Here is a 23,063-nt window from a genome sequence, read left to right on the forward strand (position 1 = left end):
TGTGGTATGCAGTGGCCGCATTCCGGCTGCGCGCCGGAATGCGAAACCCTGTTTCATGATATTTATTTCGGGCCGATCATGTTTTCCGGACGGACATACTGATCGAATTCTTCATTCGTCAAGTAACCGCCGCCAACTGCTTCGTCGCGTAGCGTCGTGCCATTCTTGTGGGCGGTCTTGGCGATCTTGGCGCAGATGTCGTAGCCGAGCTTCGAATTCAGGGCCGTAACGAGCATAAGCGAGTTCTCGACACCCTTTCTGATGTTGTCTTCGCGTGCCTCGATGCCGACAACGCAATTGTCGGTGAAGGAGACTGCAGCATCGCCAAGAAGCTGTGCCGACTGCAGGAAGTTGTAGGCCATCATCGGATTGTAGACGTTAAGCTCGAAATGGCCCTGGCTACCGGCGAAAGTCAGCGCCGCATGGTTGCCGAAAATGTGCGCGCAGACCTGGGTGAGCGCTTCAGATTGGGTCGGATTGACCTTGCCCGGCATGATCGATGAGCCCGGTTCGTTTTCCGGCAGCGAAAGCTCGCCGAGGCCGGCGCGAGGACCTGAGCCAAGGAAACGGATGTCGTTGGCGATCTTGAAGAGGGCGGCTGCAGCTGCGTTGATGGCGCCATGCGAGAAGACCATCGAATCATGCGAGGCAAGAGCCTCGAACTTGTTCGGCGCGGTGACGAAAGGCAGGCCGGTAATCTTGGAGATTTCGTCGGCAACCTTTTCAGCAAAGCCGATCGGGGCGTTCAGGCCGGTACCGACGGCAGTGCCGCCCTGTGCCAGCTTTGAGAGCGCCGGCAGCGTCAGTTCGATATTGGCGATCGCCGATGCGACCTGGGCTGCGTAACCCGAAAATTCCTGGCCGAGCGTCAGCGGCGTTGCGTCCTGCGTGTGGGTGCGGCCGATCTTGATGATGTGGCTGAAGGCCTTGACCTTCGCTTCCAGTGCTTCGTGGAGATGCTTCAGCGACGGCAGGAGGTGGCGAACGATCGTTTCGACGCAGGCGATATGCATGGCTGTCGGATAGGTGTCGTTCGACGACTGGCTCATATTGACGTGATCGTTCGGATGTACCGGCTTCTTGGAGCCCATGACGCCCCCGAGCATTTCGATTGCCCGGTTGGAGATCACTTCATTGGCATTCATGTTCGACTGCGTGCCTGAGCCGGTCTGCCAGACGACGAGCGGGAAATGCTCGTTGAGCTTTCCGTCGATAACTTCCTGGGCGGCGTCGATAATTGCTTTACCAAGGCCTTTGTCGAGACCTGCCAGTTCCATATTGGCAACAGCTGCGGCCTGCTTGACGATGCCGAGTGCGCGAACCACCGCAAGCGGCTGCTTTTCCCAGCCGATCTTGAAGTTTCCAAGCGAACGCTGCGCCTGAGCGCCCCAATAGCGGTCGCTCGCGACCTCGATCGGGCCAAACGTATCGGTTTCGGTGCGGGTCGATGCCATGGTTGTTGCCTTTTCTCCCTGATGCATTCACCGGCGTCGCGATCCTCGATAAATATATGGTGGAGGCGTAACCGTACCGGCGCGGCGCATTACTATACGATTGCCGGACGTCCGCAAGCTTCCGATGCGGCTTTTTGCAGCAGCAAATGCGTGTCCTTCATGACACGCCGAACCGATTTATGCGGAGGGTAGGCCGACGCTGCGGGTAAGATCGTGTCGGCTGTCAGCAAAAAATTAACCAATACTTTCTTAACCTTTATGCAGATCGGCTCGTCGCTTTTTTCAGTCTTTTGGAACCGAGAAGTGAACGACCGTTTTCTTTCCATCCCTCACGCGATCGGATAGATGGCGTGATACTGAAGTCGAGCCCGCCAACGAGACGCGGACGAAGGTCACGGGGACTACATTGCAGCACACACATAAGAAGACATCGATCGCACTGGCGCTCCTGTCGGGTATTTCCATCTTTGCAGGAGCGGCTGCTCCGGCCCATGCCATCACTCTTATGGATATTCTTCGCGGTGGGCCAGGCAAGCGCGATGGTGCAGCTCAGGCAAATGCAAGGGCGCAAGAGGCAATGCCGAGCGAGCGCGCCTTGGCTGATCCCGAGCCTCTGCCCAAGGTTACCGGTCCTCGATACTACACATACAAGGCGGACAGTCAGCGTCTGGTAAGGACAGGTTTCTCTTCCTCCGCTGTGGCCCCGTTCCAGGCAATGGCGAACGCCAAGGTTTCGGCACCCGGAGATGTCGCATCCGTGCTCGAGGCCTATTATGGCAAGGCCACGGCGCCGCTTTGGGTTTCCGGTGGTGAGATCAACGACAAGGCGAGGGCAGTCCTCGCGCTTTTCGAAAGAGCAGGGGACTACGGGCTTGATCCGGCCGACTATCTGCTGACGCCGCCGGTACTGACAACCGCAAGCGTTGAGCCGGCTGCTGCACCCGCAGTCGATGCGACGGCTGCGGACGTTGCCCCTGTAGCTGCACAGGCGCCGGTTGCTGACACAACTGCCGCCCCGGCCACCGATAATGCATCTGCGCCTTCAGTTGAATCCGCTGCATCTGCTCCCGTTGTCGCTGCAGAGCCGGCGGTTTCCCATGATGCCGAACTGATGCAGTTCGAGCTAGCGCTGTCCGGCAAGGCGCTGCTGTTCGCGCAGGATATGGTGCGTGGCCGGATCGATCCGAACCGCATTTCCGGATATCACGATTTCAAACGTAAGGACGTCAATCTTTCGCAGACCCTGTCATCGACTGCGACGGCACCCGATGCTGCAGTCTATCTCGAAGGCCTGGCGCCCAAGGGTCCGAATTTTATGGCACTCAAGGCGGAACTCGCAAAGCTGAAGGCCGAGGCAGCTAGCGCCGGTGACGATATCCTTTTGCCTGAAAAACTGTTGCTGAAGCCCGGTAATGTAAGCACAGACCTGCCGCAGATCGTGGCCGTGATCGAGAAGAAGGGCTCAGAATCGCTTAGGACGCAGCATGCCGCAACGCTTGCCGCCTATCAGAAGACTCCGGAATACACGCCTGAACTGGTCGAACTGGTGAAATCGTTTCAAGGTGAGGTCGGTCTGAAGGCCGACGGCGTCATCGGTACCGCGACGCTGCGAAAGATGGCCGGTCATTCTCCGCAGGCCATGATCGACAAGGTGGTCGTTGCCATGGAGCAGGCGCGCTGGCTGCCGGATGATCTCGGTCAGCGCTACGTCTTCATCAACCAGCCCGCCTACCGCGTCTATTATCACGATCACGGCGCTGAGCAGTTCTCGATGCGCGTCGTCATCGGCGCCAAGGCGCATCAGACATTCTTCTTCGAGGACCAGATCCAGACGGTCGAGTTCAATCCCTATTGGGGCGTGCCGCAGTCGATCATCGTCAACGAGATGCTGCCCAAGCTGCGCCAGGATCCGAGTTATCTCGACCGCACCGGTTATGAAGTCGCCGTCAACGGCAAGGTCATGCCGTCTAGCGCGGTCAACTGGTATGGTTCGACCAACAACATCTCCGTGCGCCAGCCGCCATCCAGCGACAATGCTCTCGGCGACCTGAAGATCCTCTTCCCCAACGCACATGCGATTTATATGCATGACACGCCATCGAAGAGCTTTTTCCAGCGCGACATGCGTGCGCTCAGCCATGGTTGCGTGCGCTTGCAGGAGCCGCGCAAGATGGCCGCAGCTGTGCTTGGGGTAACCGAGCAGCAGGTCGACGCTGAAATTGCCGCCGGCAAGAATGTCGCCGAAAAGGTGAATGCGAAGATTCCGGTCTATGTCGCTTACTTCACCGCATGGCCTAACAAGGACGGCGCAATCGAATATTTCGATGACGTCTATGATCGTGATGTTGCGGTCCAAAAGGCTTTTGATGCCACGACGAAGGCGCGCATCTGATCCTTCGGGATATCGGGATACGAAAAAGGCGACCGATCGGTCGCCTTTTTTGCAGGTTCAGGAGACGACCTTGCTGGCGACCAAGAGGTCTCTCACCAGATTATCGGTTAGCGCGTCAAAGTGGCTGATTACGCTGCTGGGCGAAAGGCTTGCTATCGGAACGTCGGAGTAGCCAAAATCGACCCCGATCGACGGAATGCCTGCATTTTTGGCGGCAAGAATGTCGTTGATGCTGTCGCCGATCATGACCGCCCGATCTCTCGATCCTCCGGCCCTTTCGATTGTGCCGAAGATATGGGCGGCGTCAGGTTTGCGGACCGGGAATGTGTCGCCGCCGGTGATCGCCGCGAAATGGTCGCTCAGGCCCAAGGTCTCGATAAGCGGGATGGCGAGTGCCTCGCTTTTGTTGGTGCAGATCGCAAGTGTCATGCCGGCAGCGGCAAGGCGCTCAAGGCATTCGACCGTGCCCCGAAACGGCTGGCTTTTGCCCGGCATGTTGTGCCGATAATGTTCGACGAAATTGTTGAAAAGGGTGTCGGCATCCGCCTCGTCGAGCGGGACGTTCCGCAATTCGAAGGCACGTTTGATCATCACTCGTGCGCCCTGGCCGACGAGATGGTGCAGATCGTCCAGCGTCATGGGAGCAAGGCCGACTGGCGCAATCGTGTGGTTTAGGCTGTCGATCAGATCGGGCGCGGTATCGATCAGCGTGCCGTCCAGATCGAAGATGACGAGGGGAGAACTCACGGGGATATTACCTCACTGCTGCTTTGGATGGTCTGTCCGGTTAAGCACGCCGAAGCGCCCTTGGAAAGGCCGCCGGTGCCGCATGTTGGCAGTGAGAAACGACTGCGGGGGTCTTCCGCTCAATCAATCAGGCGTGTAAACAGCGTCTCGGCTGGAACAATGGGGAGCAACAGGCGCATGGACGCCCGGGAAATGAAGGTCAAGGCGGCTGCAGCAGCACTTGCGCATGTCGAAGACGGGATGAAGCTTGGCATCGGGACCGGCTCGACGGCGGAGGAATTCGTTCGTCTTCTGGCCGAGAAGGTTCATGCAGGTTTGCGTGTTCAGGGTGTTCCGACCTCTGAACGAACAGCACGGCTTTGCCTGGAGCTTGGGGTTTCGCTGAAGTCGCTGGATGAGCTTCCTGAACTCGATCTGACGATTGACGGCGCTGACGAATTGGACGGCAATCTCAGTCTGATAAAGGGCGGCGGCGGTGCTCTGTTGCGCGAAAAAATCGTTGCCGCTGCATCCGAACGCGTCATCGTTATTGCCGACGAAAGCAAGCTGGTCGAGACGCTCGGCGCATTTCCGCTGCCGATCGAAATCAACCCGTTCGGGCAGATGGCGACGCGCGTTGCGATCGAAAAGGCGGCGGCGAGGCTTGGTCTCGGTGGCTCGCTCTCGATGCGCAAGGCTGGCGACGAACTCTTCACCACCGACGGCGGCCACTACATCGTCGACGCATCTTTTGGCCGCATTCCTGATGCAGAGGCACTGTCAGCCGAACTGCATTCGATTCCAGGCGTCGTAGAACACGGACTTTTCATTCATATGGCGTCCCTTGCGATCATCGCCGGCCCGGCGGGAGCGCGGACGCTTCAGGCCAAATAAAAGTAGGAGCATTCACTCATGATCAAATCCGCGGTTTTCGGCCGTGCCGTCGTGCTAGCTGTTCTTCTGTCCGGCACCGTGGCTGTTCAGGCGCGTGCCCAGGAAATTCCGGAGGCTCATCTGGCGGCGGCGCGCGACGCGATCAAGGCGCTTAACGTCACGGATCGATACGACAATATTCTGCCGGCTCTTGCGGAAAATCTGAAGGCGCAGTTCATTCAGTCCTCCCCCAATTTCCAGGATCAGATTTCCGCGATCGTCAACGAGCAGGCCCTGACGCTGGCCCCGCGCCGCGCCGACCTCGAGAAGGAAGCGGCAACCATCTATGCCAAAAGCTTCTCGGTCGACGAACTCAAGGCGATCGCCACCTTTTTCAACACGGAAGCAGGCAAGAAGCTGATGACCAGCACGCCGCTTGTTGCCCGTGAACTCGGCCGCGCCGCCGAAATCTGGAGCAACGGCATTTCGCGTGACCTGACGGCTCAGAGCACCGCAAAGTTGCGCGGCGTGATCGATGCCAATCCGATCCAGATGCCGACGGCAGAAGCTGCTCCGGCCCCCGCAGCTCAGGCGCCTGCCGCAGCCGCTCCGGCCCCTGCGCGCGCGCCTGCACCGACGCTCAACCTGCCGAAGCCGTAATCGGCTGAGGAAAGCAGGATGTTTATCAAAAGCCCGGAGCGATCCGGGCTTTTTCTTGTTCAGGAACATGCCTATATGCGGCATCACCCCATATGCCGAAGGAGATTAGAATGGCCGCCTATGACTATGATCTGTTTGTAATTGGCGGAGGCTCCGGTGGTGTAAGGGCAGGGCGTGTCGCGGCCAGCCTCGGCAAGAAGGTCGGCATCGCCGAGGAATATCGTTTCGGCGGCACTTGCGTCATCCGTGGCTGCGTGCCGAAGAAGCTTTTCGTCTATGCATCGCAATTTCACGAGCATTTCGAGGACGCCGCCGGTTTCGGCTGGGAGGTCGGAAAAAGCACGTTCGATTGGGCGAAGCTGATCGAAGCCAAGGACAAGGAAATCACCCGTCTGGAAGGGCTTTATCGTCGTGGGCTTGAAAACAACAAGGCCGGGATTTTCGATAGCCGTGCAGAACTGGTCGATGCCCACACGGTGCGGCTCATCAAGACCGGCGAGACGGTGACGGCCGAACGGATCGTGATTGCCACAGGCGGCGTTGCCAACCCGCATAGCGCGCTTCCCGGTCACGAGCTTTGCATCACCTCCAACGAGGCGTTCCATCTCGAAACCCTGCCGAAGTCGATCCTGATCGCCGGCGGCGGTTATATTGCCGTTGAATTCGCCAACATCTTTCACGGCCTCGGCGTCGACACGACCCTGATCTATCGCGGCAAGGAAATCCTGTCCCGATTCGACCACGACATGCGCCAGGGGCTGCACAAGGCCATGGTCGAGAAGGGCATCAAGATCATCCTCACCGACGTGATCGAGGAAGTCGCCGAGGCGCCTGCCGGCGGACTGACGGCGCGCACCAAATGCGGCGAGACGCTCTCCGTCGATACCGTCATGCTGGCACTCGGTCGCGACCCCTACACAAAGGGTCTCGGACTTGAAGCGGCCGGTGTGAAGACCGACGAGCGCGGTGCAATCGTCGTCGATGAATATTCCCGAACCAACGTGGAGAATATCTACGCGCTGGGCGACGTCACCGACCGGGTACAACTGACGCCGGTCGCAATCCACGAAGCCATGTGTTTCATCGAGACGGTCTATCGTAACAATCCGACCTCGCCGGATTATGACCTGATCCCGACAGCCGTTTTCTCGCAGCCTGAAATCGGCACGGTCGGACTTTCGGAAGAGGAAGCCGCCAAGCGTTACGAGGAGCTGGAAGTCTATCGCGCCGAATTCCGCCCGATGAAGGCGACTCTCTCCGGCCGCTCCGAGCGGATGATCATGAAGCTGGTCGTCGATGCGGCAAGCCGCAAGGTTGTAGGCGCACATATTCTCGGCCACGAGGCCGGTGAAATGGCGCAGCTTCTCGGAATCTGCCTCAAGGCGAGTGCGACCAAGGACGATTTCGACCGGACGATGGCACTGCACCCGTCGGCCGCCGAAGAACTCGTGACCATGTACAATCCGAGCTATCGGATAAAGAACGGCGAGCGCGTCTGAAAACCGACCGATTTCAGAGGCCGGAGGCGTCTTTCAAGGGCGTCTCCGAGGACTGATCGTTCACCGAAACGAGCTGTCCAAAGCGGCTAGGCAAAGGCGGCATCACGGTCTATAAGCCGCCACTATTGTGAAGAGGAACGGCCGGACCCGGTGGTCCGGTCCCACAGGTGAGACAAATGGCACAGAATTGGACCCCGAGCAGCTGGCGGAACAAACCCATCCAGCAGGTTCCGGCATATCCCGATCCGGCCGCTCTGGCGGCTACAGAAGCCCAGCTGGCGAAGTTTCCCCCGCTCGTGTTTGCTGGTGAGGCACGCCGCCTCAAGGCGCAGCTTGCCAAGGTTGCGGAAGGCGATGCCTTCCTGCTTCAGGGCGGCGATTGCGCCGAAAGCTTCTACGAGCATGGCGCGGACAACATCCGCGACTTCTTCCGCTCGTTCCTGCAGATGGCTGTTGTCCTGACCTATGGCGCGCAGCTGCCGGTCGTGAAGGTTGGCCGTATCGCCGGCCAGTTTGCAAAGCCGCGCTCCTCGAATTTCGAGAAGCAGGGCGATGTCGAGCTGCCGTCCTACCGCGGCGACATCATCAACGGCATCGATTTCACGCCGGAGAGCCGTATTCCGTCACCGGAGCGCCAGCTCGATGCGTATCGTCAGTCGGCGGCGACGCTGAACCTTTTGCGTGCGTTTGCCATGGGTGGTTACGCCAACCTGGAAAACGTCCACAAGTGGATGCTCGGCTTCGTCAAGGACTCACCCCAGGGCGAGCGTTACAAGAAGCTCGCGGATCGCATCAGCGAAACGATGGACTTCATGCGCGCGATCGGCATCTCTGCTGACAACCAGCCGAGCCTGCGCGAGACGGATTTCTTCACCAGCCATGAAGCGCTGCTTCTCGGTTATGAAGAGGCCTTTACCCGCGTCGATTCCACCTCGGGCGACTGGTACGCGACCTCCGGCCACATGTTGTGGATCGGTGACCGCACCCGCCAGCTCGACCATGCGCATGTGGAATATTTCCGCGGCATCAAGAACCCGATCGGTCTGAAATGCGGCCCCTCGCTGCAGCCTGACAACCTGATCGAGCTGATCGATGCGCTGAACCCGGCAAACGAGGCTGGTCGTCTGACGCTGATCTGCCGTTTCGGCCACGATAAGGTTGCAGAACATCTGCCGAAGCTCATCCGCGCCGTCGAGCGCGAGGGCAAGAAGGTTGTCTGGTCCTGCGATCCGATGCACGGCAACACGATCACGCTCAACAACTACAAGACCCGGCCGTTCGACCGGATCCTGTCGGAAGTGGAGAGCTTCTTCCAGATCCATCGTGCCGAAGGCACGCATCCGGGCGGCATCCATGTCGAAATGACCGGCAAGGACGTAACCGAATGCACCGGCGGTGCGCGCGCTGTCACCGGCGCGGATCTTCAGGATCGCTATCACACTCATTGCGACCCGCGTCTCAATGCGGATCAGGCTTTGGAACTGGCCTTCCTTCTGGCCGAACGGATGAAGACCGGTCGCGACGAAAAGCGGATGGTCGTCAACGGCTGAGCGATATCGCAATCCCTGCTTCAGGAATGAGAAAAGGCCGGCAATCGCCGGCCTTTTCTTTTTACATTCGCCGCAACCTCCGCATCTATCATCGATGGCGGTCATGGCGTTCGGATATGTCCGCCGGGTCAGGCGTCGAGCGAAGCCATATCGATGACGAAGCGGTAGCGGACGTCGCTCTTCAGAACGCGTTCATAGGCTTCATTGACTTGGCTGATGTTGATCTTCTCGATTTCAGAGACGATGCCTTTCTGGCCGCAGAAATCCAGCATTTCCTGGGTTTCCTTGATCGAGCCGATCATCGAGCCAGAAAGTTCCTTGGCGCCGAAGATCAGCGAGAAGGCGTGAACCGGGATCGGGTTTTCTGGAGCGCCGACGACAACCATGCTGCCCTTCGGCTTCAGCAGGCCAAGATAGGCGTTCCAGTCGATTTCAGCCGACACGGTGCAGATGATCAGGTCGAAGGTGCCTGCGAGCTTCTTGAAGGTTTCGGCGTCGCTGGTGGCGTAATAGTCTTTCGCGCCGAGCTTCAGGCCGTCGTCCTTCTTGGAGAGCGACTGGCTGAGCACGGTGACATCGGCACCCATGGCAGCGCCGAGTTTGACGCCCATATGGCCAAGGCCGCCCATACCGACGATCGCGACCTTCTTGCCCGGGCCTGCACTCCAGCGGCGCAGCGGCGAATAGAGCGTGATACCGGCGCACAGAAGCGGGGCGGATGCATCGAGCGGCAGGCTTTCCGGGATCGACAGGACATAACCTTCCTTGACCACGATCGAGTCGGAATAACCGCCATGGGTGGGAGCGTTTCCGTTCAGCGTGTCGACGTCGTTATAGGTCTGAACCAGACCCGGCAGGTAATGTTCGTTATCGAGGTCGCGGGTGGCGCAGCCGACGCAGCTGTCTACGAAGCAACCGACGCCGACATGGTCGCCGACCTTGAACTTGGTGACCTTGGAGCCGACGGCCTTGACGACACCGGCGATCTCATGGCCTGGAACGATCGGATAGACCGCGTTCTTCCATTCGTTGCGGACGGTGTGGATGTCGGAATGGCAGATGCCGGCGAACTTGATGTCGATGACCACGTCGTCATCATTCGGTTCGCGGCGCTCGAAGGTGAAAGGGGTGAGCGGGCTCGACGCGTCGGTCGCAGCATAGCCTCTGGCGATGGGCATGGGGAACTCCATTCATTGATGGGTTGAAAATCAACGGCCGGACTATGCGTCACGACACCGGGCAGGCGTTAGATCGATCCTCCAAGCTTCTTGCACAATCCTGCAAGATTGCGAGGTACCCCTCGTTGCGGCGGCAATCTGGGATTATAGAGTGGAAACGGTTCGCGGCCTGCTTCGGAGAAATGGCTCAATGACACTCCCTTTCAATCCCTATCAGGAAATTGCTTCTATCGCGGCGCGTTACGCGAAAGACGAGGGCGATGGTACGACGACAATCGAAGGGCTGGGAATCAGCCGGAGGACATCGCCGAGTGAACCTTGCCATGGAAGCTATAGACCGTGTTTCGCGATGGTGATTCAGGGTGCGAAATGCGTTCAACTCGGCAGTGATACGATCAATTACGGCGCTGGCGACTATCTTCTGACCTCACTTGAACTTCCCGTCGCGTGGCGGGTCGTCGAAGCTAGTCCCGAGGTTCCGCACTTCTGTATCACCGTTGCGATCAGCAGCGAAAAGGTGCTCGATCTGATGGGCAGAAACGGGCTTTCCAAGCCGGTGGGGCCGAGCAAAAATCAACGAGGTATCGTGGTGAATGTCGCCACGCCCGAGCTTCTGGATGCTTCCGTTCGCCTTATGCGCTTGCTCGATCGTCCAAGCGATATCCCGTCTCTCGCGCCTCTGATCGAACAGGAAATCCTCTATCGCATCCTGACGGGGCCGGCAGGCGGGCAGTTGATCAACATTGCGATCGCCGACAGCCACGGCAACCGGGTGGCGCGCGCCATTGCATGGTTGAAGGAAAACTTTGCCGGATCGTTGAGGATCGAGGAACTGGCCGAACATGTCGGCATGAGCGTCTCGTCCTTCCATCATCATTTCAAGGCGATCACGGCGATGACGCCAGTTCAATACCAGAAGCAGTTGAGGCTTCACGAAGCCCGGCGGCTTATGCTGGTGGAAGGGCTAGACGTCGGCAATGCCGGCCACCGCGTCGGATATCAGAGCCCGTCGCAGTTCAGTCGCGAGTATAGCCGCCTTTACGGCCTGTCTCCTGCGCGTGACATGGATTCGGTCCGGGTTTCGCCCACGGGCTGATTTTTCTTCTTCTTCAAATTCCTCGTCGCCGTTTGCAAATCCGGCTTGACGGAAAGCGGAATTGCTTTATACGCCAGAACCGTACCGTACGGTACCTGAGAGGAGCAGCCGCAAGTGAGACCCGATACCGCCGACACGCCCCAGTTTTCGCCGCGCCAGAACGAGGTTCTGGAGCAGGCGCTTCGTCTTCTCGTTGAAGGTGGCGACAAGGCGTTGACGACGTCGGGACTTGCCCGTGCCGCAAGCTGCTCCAAGGAAAGCCTCTACAAGTGGTTCGGTGACCGCGACGGTGTTCTGGCCGCAATGATCGCTTATCAGGCGAGCAAGGTTCGCACCGCTGACCGTTCGGGCGAAAAACTGACGGAACAGCTTCTGAAACAGCATCTCGAACAGTTCGGGCGCGATCTTCTGGAGGTTCTGGGCGGTGACGTTTCTCTGGCTCTCAATCGGCTGGCGATCGGCCAGACGAGCCGCGATGGCTCCAAGCTCGGCAAGCTTCTAGTCGAGCATGGCCGCAGGCAGATCGATCGTCGTGCCATGGCGCTGATGGATGCCGGCAAGCGGGCAAGTCTGTTGCGTTTCGAGAATGCCGATGCGGCTTACCACACATTCTATGGCCTGATCGTTTCCGATCTGCATGTTCGCATGCTGCTCGGCGAGCCGGGGCTGAAAGACAATTCGCGCCAGGCGGAGAGGGCGGTCGAAGCCTTCCTCGCGCTGCACGGCGTCGAGCAGAAAACCGCGGACGCGCTTCGCGTATCCGCCGGACGATAAGACAACTGAAACAAACACTCGCATAGGGAAGGAATTTAAGATGCGCGTTTATTATGATCGTGATGCCGACCTCAACCTGATCAAGTCGAAGAAGGTCGCCATCATCGGCTACGGTTCGCAGGGTCGCGCACACGCGCTGAACCTGAAGGATTCTGGTGCGCAGAACATGGCAATCGCTCTCAAGGCCGGTTCCGCCACCGCCAAGAAGGCCGAAGCCGACGGCTTCAAGGTCATGACCGTTGCCGAGGCTGCCGCCTGGGCCGACCTGATGATGATGGCAACTCCGGACGAGCTGCAGGCCGACATCTACCGCGATGAAATCGCCGCCAACATCCGCGACGGTGCAACGATCGCATTCGCTCACGGCCTCAACGTTCATTTCGGCCTGATCGAGCCGAAGGCATCGATCGACGTCGTCATGATCGCACCGAAGGGTCCCGGCCACACGGTTCGCGGCGAATACCAGAAGGGCGGCGGCGTTCCCTGCCTCGTCGCAATCCACCAGAACGCTTCCGGCAACGCACTTGAGCTCGCTCTTTCCTACGCCTGTGGCGTTGGCGGTGGTCGCTCGGGCATCATCGAAACGACGTTCAAGGAAGAGTGCGAAACCGACCTCTTCGGCGAGCAGGTTGTTCTCTGCGGCGGTCTGGTCGAACTGATCCGCGCTGGCTTCGAGACGCTGGTCGAGGGCGGTTATGCGCCTGAAATGGCCTATTTTGAGTGCCTGCATGAAGTAAAGCTGATTGTCGACCTGATCTATGAAGGCGGCATCGCCAACATGAACTACTCGATCTCCAACACGGCCGAGTGGGGCGAATACGTCACCGGTCCGCGCATCATCACGGAAGAAACCAAGGCCGAAATGAAGCGCGTCCTGAAGGACATCCAGACCGGCAAGTTCACCTCCGACTGGATGCAGGAATACCGTGCAGGCGGCGCCCGCTTCAAGGGCATCCGTCGTAACAACGACAGCCACCAGATCGAAGAAGTCGGCGCCAAGCTGCGCGGCATGATGCCGTGGATCGGCAAGAACAAGCTCGTCGACAAGGCCGTAAACTAATCGGCTCGGTCACCGAGTAGGGAAAACACACCGCGCGGGATAACTGCGCGGTGCTTCGTATCATCATTCCCTGGGCGGAATAACGCCCTTTGTGAGGATGAAACAGCCGTAGAAGCGCAGTTCGCCGGTGGCGACGACGCAATAGGCTTTTTTGGCCGTCTCGTAGAAGGCGTGGCGTTCGATTGCATACATGGGCGCAGGCTGGCCTTCGGCGGCATCGATTTCCGCCTGTATCTCTTTCTGGATCTCCGGGATTTCGTCCGGCTTGCCGATAACCTCCATACGCCCGACCGAAGGTTGCAATGGCGTGTCGAGCGGCAGGACCGACAGGATCGCCTTCAGGGCGCGCGGCGCCGAAATGTTGTCCATCCTTATCACCTTTCCTAGCACCGTTTGACGGGCAATCGAATCGGATGGGAAATTGGCATCGGCCAACACGAGCGTATCGCCGTGGCCCATGGATTTCAGGGCATAAAGAAGATCGGCACTCAGCGCCGGATCCAGGTTTTTCAGCATTCGTCTCTCCTCCAAGACACGGACAAGTCCCGTCGCCCGTTATCGCAGGCAAAGGCCGGCGCGCACCAGCGAAATATCGGCCCTGGCGGAATGTCATGGAGACAAAAAATGTCGCATGAGGCGATAGGTCAGTATTGCTGACCTGTCGGAATTTATGTAAAGCGATGGCAATAAAATTGAAATAACAGGAAACATCCCCATGCTTGATTGGGAACATATCTTCGCTACCCGTTCCAGTCGGATGAAGGCGTCGGAAATCCGCGAACTGCTGAAACTGCTCGAACAGCCCGATATCATCTCGTTTGCAGGCGGCATTCCTGATCCGGCTCTGTTTCCGGCGGAAGAGTTCAAGGCAGCTTACGCCGATATCTTTTCCAGCACACAGGTAAACTCTGCGCTGCAATATTCCGTCAGTGAGGGTTACAAGCCGCTGCGCGACTGGATCGTCGAGGACGTCGCCAAGATCGGCATCGACTGTTCCGCCGATAACGTTTTCATCACCTCCGGTTCGCAGCAGGCGCTCGATTATCTCGGCAAGCTGTTCCTGTCTCCGAAGGATACGGCGCTCGTCACCTGGCCGACTTATCTCGGTGCGCTGTCCGCCTTCAATGCCTATGAGCCGAATTACGACCAGCTGTCGCTGAACGGCAACCGGACGCCTGATGCCTATCGCGATACGGCGTCGAAGCTTGGTGGTTCGGTGAAGTTTGCATACCTGTCTGCGGATTTCTCCAATCCGACCGGCGAGACGATCGACCGGGCGGGGCGTGAAAAGCTGCTGGCGCTGGCCGACGAGTTGGATATCGCGATCCTCGAGGATGCAGCCTATCAGAACCTGCGTTTCGACGGCGAGGCAGTCCCGCCGATCCTGTCTCTGGATATCGCGCGCAAGGGCGGCATCGAGAACACGCGCACGATCTATAGCGGCAGTTTTTCCAAGACGCTGGCTCCGGGCCTGCGCGTCGGCTTCGTCATTGCCGCGATGCCTGTCATCCGCAAGCTGGTTCTGATGAAACAGGCGGCCGACCTGCATTCCTCGACGATCAACCAGATCGCCGTCGAACATGTCGCGTCCCGCGGCTTTGCCGAGCAGGTCGCCAAGATCAAGCATGTCTACAGCGGCCGCCGCGATGCGATGCTCGCTGCGCTGGCAAAATACATGCCGAAAGGCACGACATGGACGAAGCCGGAAGGCGGCATGTTCGTCTGGATTACGCTGCCGGAAGGCATGGACGGGGCCGAACTGCTCGCCAAGTCACTTGCGACGGAAAAGGTCGCCTTCGTGCCGGGCAAGGCCTTTTATGCGGATGGCAGCAATGCCAACACGCTGCGCGTTTCATTCTCCTGCGCCAATGACGAGATGATCGACGAGGGCATCAAGCGCCTTGGACGTCTGGTCGCCCACGCATCGGTAAGTGAACACGAAAGCCTGCCGATCATCTGATTGCTGCTCACGAATTCGTATGGAAAGGGCGGATCCACAGGCGATCCGCCCTTTTTTCGTCGGAACTCAGCCTTAGGCCGAAGCCTGTCACATGAGTGTCGTTGAATGTGTGTTTAAGCGCGTCAACTCAAACAGGAACTCTCCCATGAAAAAGCTACTTTCCTCTTTCACGGCGCTTGTCGCGCTCGGTCTCGCCGGCGTTGTCAACGCTGCCGACCTGGTGGTCTATACCAGCCAGCCGAATGCCGATGCGCAGGCAACCATTGACGGCTTCAAGGCCGCCAATCCGGGCGTCGATGTCGAGTGGGTGCGTGACGGAACTCCGCAGATCATGGCGAAGCTCAACGCCGAGATCGCCGCCGGCAACCCGGTCGCCGACATTCTGCTGATCGCCGACACGGTGACGTTTGAGCGCATGAAGGCCGCCGGCCAGCTCTTGGCCTACAAGTCGCCGGAAGCCAAGAATTTCGACGCTTCGCTCTATGATGCCGACGGTTACTACTACTCGACCAAGCTGATCACCACCGGCATCATGTACAACACCCAGGCTGCGATGAAGCCGACGAGCTGGGCTGATCTTGCCAAACCGGAAGCCAAGGGTCTCGTCACCATGCCGAGCCCGGTTGCTTCGGGCGCCGCCCTCATCCACGCCCAGACGCTGGCAGCCGTCGATGGTCTCGGCTGGGACTATTACAAGCAGCTGAAGGACAATGGTGCGGTTGCCGCTGGTGGTAACGGTGGCGTGCTGAAGGCTGTCGCCTCCGGCGAAAAGGCCTATGGTGTCGTCGTCGACTACATGCCGATCCGCGAAAAGGCAAAGGGCGCCCCGGTCGAGTTCGTTTTCCCGAAGGAAGGCGTTTCGGCCGTCACCGAACCGGCTGCGATCCTGTCGTCGACCAAACATCAGGACAATGCCAAGAAGTTCATCGATTATCTTCTCTCTGAAAATGGCCAGAAGATCGCAGCAGGCCTCGGCTACATCCCGGCTCGTAACGGCATCGACCTGCCGGCTGGCTACCCGGCACGCGACAAGATCAAGGTTCTGCCGCTCAACGCCGCGGACGCGCTGAAGAACTCGGAAAAGGACGTGAAGACGTTCTCCGATATTTTCGGCACCAAGGGCTGATATAAGGCCTCATGTTCCGATCTCAGAATCGAGGAAACAGCCAGCCCCGCTGGCTGTTTTCCTTTGTCGTCGTGGTGATCTTCTTCCTGAGCGTCCTGCCGCTCGGACGGCTTGCCGCGACCGGTTTTTCATCGCTTTTCAACGGCGGTGCGCGTGCGCTTCTTTCCGATCCTGTCGTCTGGCAGGCGGTTTATGACACGCTCACCACCTCAATCCTCGGAATGATCGCGGCCGTCATCCTCGGCGGCGGGTTTGCGCTGCTGCTGACACTGTTTGACGTGCGCGGCAAGACGGCTCTGGGTTTCCTGTTCATGCTGCCGACGATGATCCCGCCGCAGGTGACGGCTCTGTCCTGGATCGGCATGACCGGACCGTCGAGCGCGCTTTTGAAGGCCATCGGCATGGCGCCGCCGCTGGGGAGCCCGCAGCCGCTCTATTCGATCGGCGGTATTGCGCTACTCTATGGCGTGCAGAATGCGCCGCTGGTTTTCCTGTCGCTGCGCGCCGGCCTTCTGGCACTGCCGCGTGATGGCGTCGAGGCCGCACGGCTGTCAGGTGCATCGTCCTGGCAGGTGCTGAAGGATATCATTCTGCCCTTGTCACTGCCCGGTTTCGTCGCCGGTGCAGCGATCGCTTTCGTTTCCTGCGTCGGCAATTTCGGCATTCCGGCCATTCTCGGCATTCCGGCCTCGATCTACACGCTACCGACGCTGATCTATTCGAAATTCGCCGCTTTCGGCACGAACACCTTTGCCGACGTCTCGCTGCTTTCCGGTCTCATCGCGATCCTTTCGGTCATCGGCCTAACGGTCGAGGAAAGGGTTTTGCGCGGGCGCGACTATCGCGTCATCGGGCTCTCAGGGCAGGTGGCGATGTTCCGGCTTGGAAACTGGCGTCTGATCGGCGAACTGGTGCTGTGGCTGGCGATTTTCATCACCCTCGTCATGCCGCTGACGGCACTGATTGCAAGCTCGCTGGCGCCTGCCTATGGCGTGCCGTTGACACCGGCGACCGCAACGCTGGACGCCTATCGCGAGGTCCTGTTCAAGCAGTCTATTACCCGAACGGCGTTCACCAATTCCGTCTCGCTCTCGCTGGCGACGGCGCTTGGTCTCTTGGTGGTGACTGTGCTGACGGGCTATTATCTCGTGCGCTCGAAAAGCCGGCTGGCGCCGGTGCTTTCGGCGCTTGCCGAAATCCCTTACGCGCTGCCGGGCATCGTTCTCGCCGTGGCGCTGATCCTGGTCTTCGCCGCGCCGATCCCGATCATCGGGATTTCGATCTACGGCACGATCTGGATTATTCTCGTTGCCTATTTCTCCAGCTTCTTTGCGGTCAGTCTGAAGCCGGTGGTGAGTGCGTTCCGGCAACTCGATCCGTCTCTGGAAGAGGCTGCACGCCTCGCAGGCGCAGGGTTCGGACGGCGGCTGGTGGATATCGTGGTGCCGCTGGTGGCGCCGGCGGCAGGCGCGTCGGTCATTCTCGTCTTTCTCATTGCCTGCAACGAGCTCACCGTCTCGGCCATCCTCTGGTCGGCCGGCACGCAGACGCTCGGCGTAGCGATTTACAATCTCGATGACAGCGGCAGCTTCAATCTCGCTGCAGCGCTTTCCGTCCTCGTGGTCATCATGGTGATCGCGATGATGCTGGTGCTGGAACTGATGGCGAAGAGACTGCCGAAAGGTGTGGTACCGTGGCGAAGCTGATCCTAAACCGCCTTTCCAAGGCATTCGAAACCGGCGGCCGTCCAGCCGTGAACGATGTATCGCTGGAAGTTCGCGATGGTGGTTTTCTCGCATTGCTAGGCCCCTCCGGCTGCGGCAAGACGACGGTGCTCAGAATGATCGCCGGCTTCGAGCAGCCGACCGACGGCTCGATCCTGCTGGGTGACCGAGTGCTGGCAGATGCCGGCGAGATGGTGGCGCCGGAACATCGCAACATGGCGATGGTGTTCCAGTCCTACGCGCTGTGGCCGCATATGAGCGTTGCCGACAATGTCGGCTATCCGCTCAAGGTTCGCGGTGTCACCGGCGAGAGACGCTCGGCTAAAATCCGGGAGGCGCTCGCGGCGGTCAGGCTCGAAGCCTATGCGGATCGCCGCCCCGCTGATCTCTCCGGTGGCCAGCGACAGCGTGTTGCGCTGGCGCGATGCCTTGTGACGGAGCCTGATGTGGTTCTGCTCGATGAGCCGCTCGCCAATCTCGATCGGCATCTGCGGCAGGAAATGGAAGAGACGTTCCGCGAGTTTCATCAACGGTCCGGCGCGACGATGATTTATGTCACGCATGACCAGGCGGAAGCGATGGCGCTGGCGACGGATGTCGCGGTGATGTCGGAAGGCAGGCTGTTGCAGGTGGCAAGCCCGCAGGAAATCTATGCCCGTCCGGAAGGCCGGCTGGTTGGCGGGCTGGTCGGGCAGGGGGCGATCGTCGCATGGCCGGCAGCCTCGGTCGAGAACCGTCAGCTGGACTGGTATGTCTTGCAGCAACTGCTCAGCCGCTCACATGGCGCCGATTGTGCCGATATCCTCATCCGGCCGCAGGATGTGGAGATCGCCGGCGAAGGCGTGCCTGCGCGTGTAACATCCGTGCTGTTCGAGGGCGAGCGTTACGCGCTGAAACTGGCACTCGGCGACGAGCAGGTTCTGCGCGCGTTCAGCCGCCAGCCGGTTAAGGTCGGCGACATGGTGGCGATCATCATCCGCTCGGCCTGGAGGCTGTAGCCAGCTAACTGTCGAGCCGCTAATGTGCCGGTCGCAATAGGGAAATTTGCATGTCTCTTCGCCTCGGTACCTTCAATATCGAAAACCTCATGACCCGTTTCGATTTCTCCGGCTGGCGCAATCAGTTGCGCCAGGACAGGGTTCTGCGACTGTTCGAGGTGGGCAGCAAACAGGAGTACGAGCAACTTGAGCAGGCCCGGCTTATCGCCGAGACGGATGATACCCGCCAGCTTTCGGCGCTCGCCATTGCCGATGCGGATGCCGATATCCTGTGCCTGCAGGAAGTCGACAACATGCCGACATTGCAGGCTTTCGAATACGGCTATCTCTACCGCATGGTCGGCAATGGCTATCTGCAGAAGTTTCTGGTTGAGGGTAATGATGGGCGCGGCATCGATGTCGCGGTCCTGATGCGAGACGAGACGCGAAGCGGCCAGAAAATAGAAGTACTCGATGTCCGCAGCCACGCGATGCTGACCTATCAGGATCTCGATCTGTTTAACGACGAACTAGAGCTGACTAGCCGACCGACCGACAAGATTTTCAAACGCGACTGCCTGGAGCTGGATCTCAAAATCGGGGACAAGCGCTTGTCGCTCTACGTCGTGCATTTCAAATCGATGAGTAATGCACGCGACAACAAGGACGGACGTATCGGTACGATGGCGCTCCGGATCGCAGAAGCGAAGGCCGTGCGACACATCATCGAGAAAAGATTCGGTGTGGAGAATACCGGTCGAATGAATTTCGCTATCTGCGGCGACATGAATGATTATCAGGAGCGAGTGAAGGTTATCGGCACCCGCCGCACCGGCTATCGGTTCGAGCCTGTGACGGAGGAGATGAGTGCACTTGACGTTTTCAGTCACGACGACTTTGCCCACAATGTCATGACCCGGCGCGGCGTGATGGATCGATGGACGCTTTATCATGCGCGCGGGCCAGAAGAACAGCATCTCTGCCAACTCGACTACCTCTGGCTCTCTCCGGCACTTGCGGAACATAATCCGGCTGCAGTGCCGGATGTCATTCGCAACGGTCAACCGTTTCGCACGATTTTTCCGCCGGGGCAGGAGGTGGAGCGCTATCCGCGTATCGGCTGGGACAGGCCCAAGGCATCCGACCATTGCCCCGTGGTCGTGGAGATAAACCTCCCATGACACCCCCTTTCGCTTCCGGGTTAGCTGGCAGGCCTGCAGGTATCTGGCCGCCATCTACAAGTCCTGTGCGCGTCGATGCCTTCGATCTTTCGGTGGTAGACGATCCGCATCCCCTCTACGTGGTGCATCAGGCTGAAATCGAGGCGAATTGGGAAAGGGAAATCAACGCCAATCCGCATCTCTTCAACGGCCAGATGGTCCTTCAGCGGCATCTGACCTACGATCAGGGCGTCATTAGAGGGGTAGCTCATGTCATTCCCTATTCGACGCTTCTGTGGTGGCGCAAGCGGCCTGATCCCGAAGGGGCTCTGCATCTGTTCGGTTTTGCGGTGATCATCTCGTCCGACGGCGCGATCATTGCCATCCGTATGAGCGATCGCACGGCCAATCCGGGGCAAGTCTATTGCGCAGCCGGCTCGCTCGACCTCAGCGACATCATCGATGGAAGGCTCGATGTTGCGGGCAATATGGCGAGAGAAGTGCGTGAGGAAACGGGGCTAGCTCTTTCTGAAGCAGACGCAGATCAGCATTTCTATGCCTGCCACAAGGATAACCGCATCGTGGTTTTCAGGCTTTATCGCTTTCCGGTGACATCGTCCGAAATTAAGGCCCGGATTGAGGCGCATATGCCGCGTGACAAGGAGCAGGAGATCGACGGCGTCGTCGTCATCCGATCTGCAGATCCCATTGCCCACAACTATAATCTGCTGATGTTGCCAATTTTGGACTGGTTTTTCTCCGGCATAGGCCGCTAGCCTGTCGCTTGCTTCCTTAAGCGCGCTCGGGCAGGGTGCGGCACTGTCTTGAATGGGAGGGGAGTCGTGGCAAGACATTATGCCATCTACGATGTTTTCACCGATCGGAGACTTTCCGGCAATCCGCTTGCCGTCATATTCGATACGGAAGGACTTTCGGACGACGCCATGCAGGCGATCGCACGCGAGATAAACCTGTCGGAAACGGTCTTTCTGTGGCCCGCGGAATCGAACGGGCATTCGGCCCAGATCCGCATTTTTACGCCGGGAAAAGAATTACCCTTCGCGGGACACCCAACTGTCGGTGCGGCCATCGCGCTTGCGGAGCGAGACCACGAGCCGGGGGTGACGGAGCTCGATCTTATGTCCGTGATTGAAGAAAAGGTCGGCCCGGTTCGCTGTGCGATCAGGATGCGGACGGGGGAGGCGACCTTCGCCGAGTTCGAGCTTCCACGCCGCCCGGTAAGGATAGACATCCCGCTGGATCGTGAAGGTATCGCGGATTCGATTACGGTCAAAACCACTGACATGGCGTTTGAGAACCATACTCTGTCGATTTGGACTGCGGGGGTTCCGTTTCTGCTCGTGCCGCTGCGCAATCTCGCAACTGTGCAGAATCTCGAATTTGAATCGACCCTGTGGGAGCGGGTGGCCCCATTCGTCGATGGTGCGCTCGCTTCAGCCTATGTCTATTGCAGGGGCGGCGTCCATCATCAGGCGAAATTTCACGCACGGATGTTTTCGCCAGATATGCGGATCTGGGAGGATCCTGCGACTGGTGCTGCGGTTGCCGCGCTGGCGGGTGCGATCCAGCAATTCGATGCCTTGCCGGAGGGACATCATCCGATCATCGTGGAACAAGGCTTGGAAATCGGTCGCACGTCCTTCATCCATCTGCATATCGATTCCAAGGGTGGTGAGATCGCGAAGGCACGTATTGGAGGGCATGCGGTGAAGATCGCGGAAGGCATGCTGCACATCTGAAAAATAACCAGGGCGGGAAGTCCCACGAAATAAGGCTTTCCACCGAGAGCGGTGATTTTTTTGAGCAGTTGCACAAAGAAAATCATTTTGGCCGCTAGACAAGCCAAAAGAAGCTCTTTATACGGCCACTCACACCAACGGCGCAGGCCACTGAAGCTGTTGGTTACGGGTGATTAGCTCAGTTGGTAGAGCAGCTGACTCTTAATCAGCGGGTCGTAGGTTCGAGCCCTACATCACCCACCATCTCTTCTTAAAACAAATATATGACAATAGTTTATCGCTGAAAACAAAGTTTTCGGCGGTCGGAACTTCTTTGGCTTTCCGCGCATTTTACCGGCAATTCCAATCTTTATGGGCTGCTCGGCGTGCGCGCGATTTTTACTCTTGTCTCCACAATCGTATGTGCGGTGATTCTGTTCGTCGCAGGCCTTTTTGTCGTGGCTTATGCCACCCGAGACTACGAGCCGTATCATTTCGCCCACATGGAAACGCCCGACTTGTGGACGTCCAGGCCGACTTCCGTCGATCCGGCCAAACAGGGCTACGAGCGCATCGAAGGCGTTCAGGTGGCTGCCTACGTCGCGCCGACCGATGGAGACGTGGAAACCGCTTCCTTTGCCCGTAGCGAGGAGCGGGGTTCGAAGACACCGGACATCGCCGAAAATGTTGCCGAGGCTGCCCAGCCGGTCGATAGCGCCGCGACGGGTACTGCGCAGCTTGGTGCCGGGCATGTGGATTGGTGTCTTGCTCGTTACCGATCCTATCAGGTCGAGGATAACAGTTATCAACCCTATGGCGGCGGTCCACGGAGGGAATGCGTGTCACCGGCCATAGACACCGCTTCCGTCCAGCTGGCAACGGACTTGTTCGCTGACGGTGGGCGTGAGCCAGCGAGGAATATTGCTGTAGCGTCGTCTGTCGTCATGGCATCACAGGAGCAGCAGACCGCAGACGTGAGGTCGATGCCTATCGGCACGCACGAGGCATGGTGCCACGAGCGCTACCGCTCCTATCGAAGTGAAGACAATAGCTACCAGCCTTTCGACGGTGGTCCACGCCGGGCCTGCACGTCTCCCTACGGCTAACCCGCAAAG

At 58.9% G+C, this 23,063-nt stretch carries 20 protein-coding genes and 1 tRNA gene; 17 read left to right on the forward strand and 4 right to left on the reverse strand.

The window, feature by feature from the left end; translation table 11 throughout:
* Positions 1-62 precede the first annotated feature (62 nt).
* Positions 63-1,454 carry a class II fumarate hydratase gene (gene fumC, locus JZX87_RS11230; RefSeq protein WP_148148469.1) on the reverse strand — a complete coding sequence of 464 codons (1,392 nt, stop codon included), beginning with the start codon at positions 1,452-1,454 and terminating at the stop codon, positions 63-65.
* 577 nt (positions 1,455-2,031) lie between these two features.
* Between fumC and JZX87_RS11235 the strand changes: the two genes are divergently transcribed.
* Positions 2,032-3,846 (forward strand): L,D-transpeptidase family protein, encoded by a 1,815-nt coding sequence (locus tag JZX87_RS11235; RefSeq protein WP_502711313.1) that lies wholly within the window; start codon positions 2,032-2,034, stop codon positions 3,844-3,846.
* 57 nt (positions 3,847-3,903) lie between these two features.
* Here JZX87_RS11235 and JZX87_RS11240 read toward each other — a convergent pair whose 3' ends face one another.
* On the reverse strand, positions 3,904-4,593 hold the full coding sequence (locus tag JZX87_RS11240) for an HAD-IA family hydrolase (RefSeq protein ID WP_148148468.1): 690 nt from the start codon (positions 4,591-4,593) through the stop codon (positions 3,904-3,906).
* 177 nt (positions 4,594-4,770) lie between these two features.
* Here JZX87_RS11240 and rpiA point away from each other — a divergent pair, with 177 nt between their 5' ends.
* The 4 genes from rpiA (at position 4,771) to JZX87_RS11260 (ending at position 9,154) form a co-directional block, all read left to right on the forward strand.
* Positions 4,771-5,466 (forward strand): ribose-5-phosphate isomerase RpiA, encoded by a 696-nt coding sequence (gene rpiA, locus JZX87_RS11245; protein ID WP_148148467.1) that lies wholly within the window; start codon positions 4,771-4,773, stop codon positions 5,464-5,466.
* 18 nt (positions 5,467-5,484) lie between these two features.
* On the forward strand, positions 5,485-6,105 hold the full coding sequence (locus tag JZX87_RS11250) for a DUF2059 domain-containing protein (protein ID WP_148148466.1): 621 nt from the start codon (positions 5,485-5,487) through the stop codon (positions 6,103-6,105).
* A gap of 110 nt (positions 6,106-6,215) precedes the next feature.
* The gene (gene gor / locus JZX87_RS11255; protein ID WP_206825446.1) at positions 6,216-7,604 is read left to right on the forward strand and encodes a glutathione-disulfide reductase; all 1,389 of its coding nucleotides are present in this window, start codon (positions 6,216-6,218) and stop codon (positions 7,602-7,604) included.
* 176 nt (positions 7,605-7,780) lie between these two features.
* The gene (locus JZX87_RS11260; protein ID WP_148148464.1) at positions 7,781-9,154 is read left to right on the forward strand and encodes a class II 3-deoxy-7-phosphoheptulonate synthase; all 1,374 of its coding nucleotides are present in this window, start codon (positions 7,781-7,783) and stop codon (positions 9,152-9,154) included.
* Between the two features lie 128 nt (positions 9,155-9,282).
* Here JZX87_RS11260 and JZX87_RS11265 read toward each other — a convergent pair whose 3' ends face one another.
* Entirely contained in the window at positions 9,283-10,332 is a 1,050-nt protein-coding gene (locus JZX87_RS11265; RefSeq protein ID WP_206825447.1) for an NAD(P)-dependent alcohol dehydrogenase, read from the reverse strand.
* A 190-nt stretch (positions 10,333-10,522) separates the two neighbouring features.
* Between JZX87_RS11265 and JZX87_RS11270 the strand changes: the two genes are divergently transcribed.
* The 3 genes from JZX87_RS11270 (at position 10,523) to ilvC (ending at position 13,262) form a co-directional block, all read left to right on the forward strand.
* Positions 10,523-11,428 (forward strand): AraC family transcriptional regulator, encoded by a 906-nt coding sequence (locus tag JZX87_RS11270; RefSeq protein ID WP_206825448.1) that lies wholly within the window; start codon positions 10,523-10,525, stop codon positions 11,426-11,428.
* A 114-nt stretch (positions 11,429-11,542) separates the two neighbouring features.
* Positions 11,543-12,202, forward strand: a complete 660-nt coding sequence (locus tag JZX87_RS11275) for a TetR/AcrR family transcriptional regulator C-terminal domain-containing protein (protein ID WP_206825449.1) — start codon at positions 11,543-11,545, stop codon at positions 12,200-12,202.
* 40 nt (positions 12,203-12,242) lie between these two features.
* Positions 12,243-13,262, forward strand: coding sequence for a ketol-acid reductoisomerase (gene ilvC, locus JZX87_RS11280; protein ID WP_206825450.1), 1,020 nt, complete (start codon positions 12,243-12,245; stop codon positions 13,260-13,262).
* Between the two features lie 63 nt (positions 13,263-13,325).
* Here the strand turns inward: ilvC and JZX87_RS11285 are convergent, their stop codons facing one another.
* Positions 13,326-13,778, reverse strand: a complete 453-nt coding sequence (locus tag JZX87_RS11285) for an RbsD/FucU family protein (RefSeq protein WP_206825452.1) — start codon at positions 13,776-13,778, stop codon at positions 13,326-13,328.
* A gap of 199 nt (positions 13,779-13,977) precedes the next feature.
* On the opposite strand from JZX87_RS11285, the gene JZX87_RS11290 reads away from it, so the two are divergent.
* From JZX87_RS11290 to JZX87_RS11330, 9 genes are all read left to right on the forward strand, one after another.
* Positions 13,978-15,222, forward strand: a complete 1,245-nt coding sequence (locus JZX87_RS11290) for an aminotransferase-like domain-containing protein (protein ID WP_206825458.1) — start codon at positions 13,978-13,980, stop codon at positions 15,220-15,222.
* Positions 15,223-15,367: 145 nt separating this feature from the next.
* Positions 15,368-16,348 (forward strand): ABC transporter substrate-binding protein, encoded by a 981-nt coding sequence (locus JZX87_RS11295; protein ID WP_148148458.1) that lies wholly within the window; start codon positions 15,368-15,370, stop codon positions 16,346-16,348.
* Between the two features lie 11 nt (positions 16,349-16,359).
* On the forward strand, positions 16,360-18,054 hold the full coding sequence (locus JZX87_RS11300) for an ABC transporter permease (protein ID WP_206825460.1): 1,695 nt from the start codon (positions 16,360-16,362) through the stop codon (positions 18,052-18,054).
* Positions 18,042-19,070 (forward strand): ABC transporter ATP-binding protein, encoded by a 1,029-nt coding sequence (locus tag JZX87_RS11305; protein WP_206825462.1) that lies wholly within the window; start codon positions 18,042-18,044, stop codon positions 19,068-19,070. The genes JZX87_RS11300 and JZX87_RS11305 overlap by 13 nt, the downstream gene beginning before the upstream one ends.
* A 50-nt stretch (positions 19,071-19,120) precedes the next feature.
* Positions 19,121-20,230: an endonuclease/exonuclease/phosphatase family protein gene (locus JZX87_RS11310; RefSeq protein ID WP_206825464.1), complete on the forward strand. Its 1,110-nt coding sequence runs from the start codon at positions 19,121-19,123 to the stop codon at positions 20,228-20,230.
* Positions 20,227-20,985, forward strand: coding sequence for an NUDIX hydrolase (locus JZX87_RS11315; protein ID WP_206825466.1), 759 nt, complete (start codon positions 20,227-20,229; stop codon positions 20,983-20,985). The genes JZX87_RS11310 and JZX87_RS11315 overlap by 4 nt, the downstream gene beginning before the upstream one ends.
* A 66-nt stretch (positions 20,986-21,051) precedes the next feature.
* Positions 21,052-21,969, forward strand: a complete 918-nt coding sequence (locus JZX87_RS11320; protein ID WP_183821706.1) for a PhzF family phenazine biosynthesis isomerase — start codon at positions 21,052-21,054, stop codon at positions 21,967-21,969.
* A gap of 167 nt (positions 21,970-22,136) precedes the next feature.
* Positions 22,137-22,212 (forward strand) — tRNA-Lys (locus JZX87_RS11325).
* Between the two features lie 122 nt (positions 22,213-22,334).
* Positions 22,335-23,054 (forward strand): BA14K family protein, encoded by a 720-nt coding sequence (locus JZX87_RS11330; protein ID WP_206825472.1) that lies wholly within the window; start codon positions 22,335-22,337, stop codon positions 23,052-23,054.
* Positions 23,055-23,063: the final 9 nt, after the last annotated feature.

Origin of the sequence: Agrobacterium sp. Ap1 (assembly GCF_017313375.1) — a bacterium.
Lineage (GTDB): Bacteria > Pseudomonadota > Alphaproteobacteria > Rhizobiales > Rhizobiaceae > Neorhizobium > Neorhizobium cellulosilyticum.